The following is a 1,308-nucleotide window of genomic DNA, read 5'->3' on the forward strand; positions in this document are numbered from 1 at the left end:
GGTAGGATACGACGCTGGGCAAGTCTGTTCGCGATGCGGCGGACTTCCTGGATGGACCAGCGGATCAGATCCGGATGGTCTTCGTCCGCGGTCTTTTTGGGGGCGTCACGTCGTTGGCGCGGTATCGGATCACCGCCATCATGGCAAAGGCGAGCATGACAAGCGATACATGGCGGTGCCAGCCATGCCAGGAGCGGGTTTCGTTGTGATCAAGCCCGAACTCGTTCTTGGCGGTTTCGAAGCTGTCTTCGATTGCCCAGCGGTGGCCTTCGACGGCGACGAGGGTATCGATGGTGGTGCCCGCCGGGCACCATGTCGTGAAGAAGGCGAGATCGCCATCGCTGATCGTGCGGCGGATCAGCAACCCGCGGGTCCAAAGTCCTGATGTCGCCTCGTCATATTCGTCCGCATCGAGATCAGCGAGCTGGAGATAGGCCCAGTCGTGAAGGCGCGCGCCCTTGGTGCCCTCACCGGCGGAGAGGCGGCGCCATGCTGAAGGCTCAAGATCCTGAGCAATCTGGCCGGCGGTGCCGGCGACCGGTGGCTTGCCGGCCCACGGCTCGAAGTGATGATCGGATTTGACGCCAAGCACATAGCCTTTGCAGGCGCGCCGCAATGCCAGCTCGACGTCACCAACCCCATAGACCGCATCCGCCGCCACCCACGAGAACGGCACAGCCGCTGAGATGGCTCGACGAATCATCTGTACCGCAAGCGCGGGCTTCGTCGCGAACGCTACAATCTCCGGAACATGGGCGGCGGCCAATCGGTCGCCATCGCCGGTCCAGCTTTTCGGCAGGTACAAAGCACGATCAATAAACGCGTGGCCGCGAGTAGAAACATAGGCTGCAAAAACACCGATCTGGCAATTAGTTACCTTGCCGGCAGAGCCGGTATATTGACGTGCAACGCCGCATGACGCCTTACCTTGCTTAAGGAAGCCCGTCTCGTCGATTACCAGAACTGCATCTTCAGACCCGAGATGCTCGACGACGTAATCGCGCACGATGTCACGAACCCCATCGGCATCCCACCGACCCCGGCCCAATATGGCCTGCTGCCGCCACGGTCCGGGGTCGCCTGCCGCTTCGGCACGCATCCACCCCGTCTTGCGCCGCTCCTCACCCAGCAACCCGTCCAGAAACAGCCCGGCGGACGCCGCGACACGCTCCTGCGTGAACAGCCCTCGCATCCGCCCCTTCACCTCGCGCAGCGACGAGGCCCAGAGCTCCAGCGTCCTCTCGATCGATGCACCCGTCATCCACGGCCTCCCTACCATGGAGACCTATTGATTCAGAGTTTCCTCCA

At 62.4% G+C, this 1,308-nt stretch carries 1 protein-coding gene; it reads right to left on the reverse strand.

Annotated elements, in window-relative coordinates; translation table 11 throughout:
• Positions 1 to 64: 64 nt before the first annotated feature.
• Entirely contained in the window at positions 65 to 1,279 is a 1,215-nt protein-coding gene (locus FOY91_RS21310) for an IS701 family transposase (protein WP_145156073.1), read from the reverse strand.
• Positions 1,280 to 1,308 lie beyond the last annotated feature (29 nt).

This window comes from Alterirhizorhabdus solaris (genome assembly GCF_007785815.1).
In the GTDB taxonomy this organism is placed as follows: domain Bacteria; phylum Pseudomonadota; class Alphaproteobacteria; order Sphingomonadales; family Sphingomonadaceae; genus Alterirhizorhabdus; species Alterirhizorhabdus solaris.